We start from the raw sequence: 4,348 nt of genomic DNA on the forward strand, positions 1-4,348 counted from the left end.
CGGCGCATGCTGTAGATGAAATCTTCGGCAGTCACCGGGTCGCCGTTGGACCATTTGGCGTTCTTGCGCAGCTTGAAGACCCAGGTCAGGGGGTCCATCTGCTTCCAGCTCTCCGCCACGGCGGGGACGATCTTGCCGTTTTGGTCGGCAGCAGCCAGCCCTTCGAACATGTCGCGGATCACGTTGTTGGCCGGAACACCAGTCGCCAGTGCCGCATCCAGGGTTTCAGGCTCGGAGCCATTGTTGCGGACCAGCTCCTGCGTCTCGTGCAGCTTCACGCCCGCGGGCACTGTGGCCGCAACCGCCAGGCCAGCCAGGCCGGCCAAGGCCAGCAGCACGGCGCTTGTCAGCGCCTTCATCGTCCAGTTTGAGTTCATGCTTGTTGCACTCCTGAATAGAAAATTGGCGGGCTTGTGGCCCGCCATGGTTGATGGGAACGGGAGCCCTCTCATGAGAGGAGTCCCCGCATGCCTGTCAGTCGGCGCGAATATACCGCCGCACCAGGCGCGGCCCCGTAGGGAGTAACCCTTCAGCAATTAGCGTGCCTTCACGAGGCCTTGGGTTGGCATGGAAGTCAGCAGATACATGGGGAACACTTGCTCACAACTGAACGAGCGAGGAAGCGGCCGTAACCGTAATGGACAGGTACCGCGATTCATGCCGCGCATGCGCGGTATGGCTGGAGTCAGTGCCTGGCTCAGCCGCCTTATGACGCCATCGCAAGTGTGAGCAAGGCCGCTATTATTTTGATAGCTGCTTGCGCCCATGATGATTGGCCTGCAGGCATAAATCACGTGGATTTTGGTTCAGGAAAAGAACCGGCCGCCCTGCTCTTTTGAGAATTGGTATAAAAATAGCCGCCAGCCCAATAACCATGGGCGCAAGCAGCTATCAATCTTATAGCACCGGTGTCCAATCCGTGCAGGCGCCTTCAGACGCCGCGCACCCGCTCAGCGGCTGAGCTGGCGGGACGCCTTCAGACTCAAGGCTTCCTCCGGCGRCTCTTCCTTCCAGCCGCCACCCAGGGTCTTGTACAGCGTGACCTGGCTTTGCAGCTGGGCCAGGCGGGTTTGCACCACCGCCTGGCGCGCAGCAAACAGCGCACGCTGCGCGTCGAGCTGGTCCAGGTAACTGGCAACACCGTTCTGGTAGCGCAGGTCAGCCAGCTTGAACCGCGTCGCCTCGGCATTGGCCTGTGCCTGCTGGGCGCGCAATTGCTCGCCGAGGGTGTCGCGGCCTGCCAGCGCATCGGCCACCTCACGGAAAGCCGTCTGGATGGATTTTTCGTACTGGGCAATGGCGATATCGCGGCCGGCGTTGGCCGAGTCCAGGCCTGCGCGATTACGTCCCGCATCAAAAAGCGGAAGGATCAGCTGTGGCGCCAGCGTCCAGCCATAGGAGCCGCTCTTGAAAAGGCCGGACAGGTGCGAACTGGCACTGCCGGCAGACGCCGTGAGCGATATACGCGGGAAAAAAGCCGCGCGGGCTGCACCAATGTCGGCGTTGGCAGCCAGCAACCGTTGCTCGGCCTGCCGGATATCGGGACGCCGTGTCAGCAAATCGGACGGCAACCCCGCAGGCACATCGACCATCATGGGTGCATCGGCCAGGCCTTTGCCGGCGGGCAAGGCCACGGCCAGGTCGCCGGTGAGCGGCTGGCCGATCAACAGGGTCAAAGCGTTCTGGTCCAGCGCACGCTGGCGCACCAGCTGGGCCAGTGATGCGCGGGCCGCCTCGGTCAGGGACTCGGCCTGGCGGAAGTCCAGCTCGGAAGCGACGCCGTTGTCAAAGCGCAGCTTGCTGAGCTTGAAGGACTCTTCCCGCGTGGCCAGTGTTTGCTGCGTAATGGCCAGAAGCTCTTCGTCGGCCATCAAGCTAAGGTAAGTGTTGGCCACCGACGCGATCAGGCTGATCTGTGCGGTCTTTCGTCCTTCTTCCGTCGCCAGGTACTGCGCCAATGCCGCTTCCTTCAGGCTGGAGACACGGCCGAAAAAGTCGAGCTCATAGGACGGCATCAGCAACCCGGCGGTGTAGGAACTGGTGATGCTGCCGTTACCGTTGGGGTTGGGCTGGCGCGAACCGGTGATGCCCGCATTGATCGTGGGGAACTGGTCGGCGCGGCGAATCCCGTACTGGGCCCTGGCTTGCTCGATATTAAGTACGGCAATGCGCAGGTCACGGTTGTTGCGCAGAGCAGCGTCTATGAGCTGGCGCAATTTGGGGTCGCTGAAAAAAGCCTGCCACTCGATATCGGCCGCTGCGACCGCCGGGGCCGCAGCAGCGGCTGGCTGCGCCTGCGCTGAGCCCGTGGTGATGCCGGCTGTGGTCGGCCACTGGTCTGCGATGGGTGCTGCCGGGCGCTCGTATTTCGGGATCATCGAGCAACCGGCCAGCAGTGCCGCCGCACCAACCGCCAAAAGCTGCGGGAGCCTGGGTTTCACGCTGGATTTACTCATGGGCTTTGCCTTCACTTCCTTCTTCGCCGGTGATGCCTGCTGCCTTGGCATGTTCCGAATACATCCTGTTTTGCCGCTCGCTGCCCTTGAAGAGACCGCGCACGACCACAAAGAACACCGGGACAAAAATCACGGCCAGGGCCGTGCCGGTGATCATGCCGCCGATCACGCCGGTACCGATGGCGCGCTGGCTTGCGGAGCCGGCGCCGGACGCCAGTACCAAAGGCAGCACGCCCAGGCCGAAGGCCAGCGAGGTCATGACGATGGGCCGGAACCGCAGATGCGCAGCCGCCAGCGCCGACTCGATGACCCCTTTGCCCTGCGCCTGGAGGTCTTTGGCGAACTCGATGATCAAAATCGCATTTTTTGCCGACAGGCCGATGATGGTGATCAGCCCCACCTGGAAGTACACGTCATTCGAATAGCTGCGCAACAGCRTCGCCAGCAATACACCGATCACGCCCAAGGGCACCACCAGGATCACCGCAAGCGGAATGCTCCAGCTTTCATACAGGGCGGCAAGGCACAGGAACACTGCGAGGATGGCAAAACCATAGAGCAGCATGGCTTGCGAGCCGGCGAGTTTTTCCTCGCGCGACTGGCCTGTCCATTCGAAACCGAAGCCCTGCGGCAGCTGCGCTGCGAGTTTTTCCATCTCGGCCATCGCTGCGCCCGAGCTGTAGCCTGGGGCGGCGCTGCCGCTGATACGCACTGCCGGGTAGCCGTTGTAACGCACCGTCTGCATCGCACCCTTGATCCACCGCGTGCTGGCAAACGACGACAACGGAACTGGCAGGCCGCGGCTGTTGATAGCGTTGAGCCGGAGCAGGTCGTCGGGCTGCATCCGGGAAGGTGCATCGGCCTGGACCACGACGCGCTGCAGGCGTCCCTGATTGGGGAAGTCGTTCACGTAGCTGGAACCTAGCGAGGTGGACAGGACCGCGTTGATCGCGTCAAACGACACGCCCAACGCATTGGCTTTGTCACGGTCAATGTCGAGCTGCAGCTGCGGCGCGTCTTCCAGGCCGTCGGGCCGTACCTGCGTGAGCACCGGACTCTTGGCAACCATGCCCAAAAGCTGGTTGCGTGCGTTGATGAGCGCATCATGGCCCGCGCCGCCGCGGTCCTGCAGGCGGAAGCTGAATCCCGAGGCCGTGCCCAGCTCGGGAATGGGTGGCGGGCTGAGCGGAAAGATGAAGGCATCACGCACACCCATGAGGGCGCCGAAAGCCCGTCCTGCTATCGCTGAGGCCGAATGCGCTTCGCCGTCGCGCTCGTTCCAGTCCTTGAGCGTCACGAAGGCCAGTGCGGCATTCTGGCCCTGGCCGGAAAAACTGAAGCCCAGCACACCCACCATGCTTTCAACTTCAGGCTGCTTGAGCATGAAGCCCTCGACTTTTTCCATCACGGACAGCGTGCGCTCGTAGGTTGCGCCCGGCGGCAACTGTACGTTCACCAGCAGGTTGCCCTGGTCTTCATTGGGCAGGAAGGATGTGGGCAAACGCAGGTACACCACGGCGACGGCAGCAATGATGGCCACATAGATCACGAGGTATCGTGCGGCGCGCTTGAGAATTCGTGCAACCAATCCTTCATAGCTTTTGGCCGTACGTGAGAAGCCACGGTTAAACCAGCCGAAAAAGCCCTTCTTTTCGTGATGGTGTCCGGCCTCAACCGGCTTGAGCAGCGTGGCACRAAGCGCCGGCGTGAGTGACAGGGCCAGGAAGGCGGAAAAACCGATGGACGACACCATCACAGCGGAGAACTGGCGGTAGATGTTGCCGGTCGAACCCGCAAAAAATGCCAATGGCACGAACACGGAAATCAGCACCACGGTCACGCCGATGATGGCGCCCGAAATCTGTCCCATCGCCTTGCGTGTAGCCTCGAGC

At 62.2% G+C, this 4,348-nt stretch carries 3 protein-coding genes; all 3 read right to left on the reverse strand.

Features of this window, described 5'->3' with window-relative positions:
* A partial coding sequence (locus tag AC1D0Z_RS16650) for an ABC transporter substrate-binding protein (protein WP_477659331.1) occupies nucleotides 1–377 on the reverse strand: 377 nt, incomplete at its 3' end.
* Nucleotides 378–950: 573 nt separating this feature from the next.
* Nucleotides 951–2,456, reverse strand: a complete 1,506-nt coding sequence (locus tag AC1D0Z_RS16655) for an efflux transporter outer membrane subunit (RefSeq protein ID WP_477659332.1) — start codon at nucleotides 2,454–2,456, stop codon at nucleotides 951–953.
* Nucleotides 2,449–4,348 (reverse strand): efflux RND transporter permease subunit (locus AC1D0Z_RS16660; protein ID WP_477659333.1); only part of this gene is annotated, 1,900 nt, incomplete at its 5' end. The genes AC1D0Z_RS16660 and AC1D0Z_RS16655, both read right to left, overlap by 8 nt.

It is taken from the genome of Polaromonas sp. P1_E3 (assembly GCF_056405935.1).